Source organism: Acinetobacter sp. 102 (assembly GCF_037028485.1).
GTDB classification, from domain to species: Bacteria; Pseudomonadota; Gammaproteobacteria; order Pseudomonadales; family Moraxellaceae; genus Acinetobacter; species Acinetobacter higginsii.
The window spans coordinates 1-605 of sequence record NZ_JAZEZK010000066.1 but is presented as its reverse complement, the minus strand read 5'-3'; the positions used below and the strand labels follow the sequence as shown (position 1 = coordinate 605).

The 605-nt window shown below is 39.7% G+C and carries 2 pseudogenes; both read left to right on the top strand.

From position 1 onward, the window contains the following. Positions 1-348 (top strand): annotated as a pseudogene (locus WA352_RS21750) (SMODS domain-containing nucleotidyltransferase); the annotation flags it as partial. Continuing rightward, positions 348-605 (top strand): annotated as a pseudogene (locus tag WA352_RS21745) (ThiF family adenylyltransferase); the annotation flags it as partial. The pseudogenes WA352_RS21750 and WA352_RS21745, both read left to right, overlap by 1 nt.

The window sequence follows — 605 nt, the reverse complement described above, 5'->3', positions numbered from 1 at the left end:
GATTCTTATGGGATTTATGCGTCACTAGGCTTAATTCCACATTTAGAAGATCCTGGTGTTGCAGGCAATAATGTTTTTTCTGCGGTTACAGCAGATGAGTTCAAAACCTTTTATGAAAAGGTAAAAGAACAAGCTGCTATTGCACGAAACGCCTTAAATGAAACAGATGATGATAAAGCATTAGCTCTATGGCGGCAGGTCTTGGGTAATCGTTTTCCTCGTTCGGCATCACACAAAAGTGCAAATTCTGCTGATATGGCCAGTTCTTTAATCCGTTCAGCTCTAGGTGCAGGATTAACATTTCCATCAACCCCTGTTTATCCAAATAAACCAGGAGGCTTTGCGTAATGGAACTGCTAAAAACACCATTAGAACGCTTGATTCAAGAACGGCAGTTATTGACCGATCTTGAAAATGAGGAAAACAGTTTTAAGATTCAGGAGTGGAACTCAACAGACACTAATGAACTGCATTTAAACTTCTCTCTCAAGATAGGAACTATAGATTTTAATGGTGTTTTAGTATATCCAGAGCTTTTCCCAGAGCTACCAGCATATATACGCCCACAAAAATCTGGTGAAAGATGGAGTATCTTGCACCAGTAC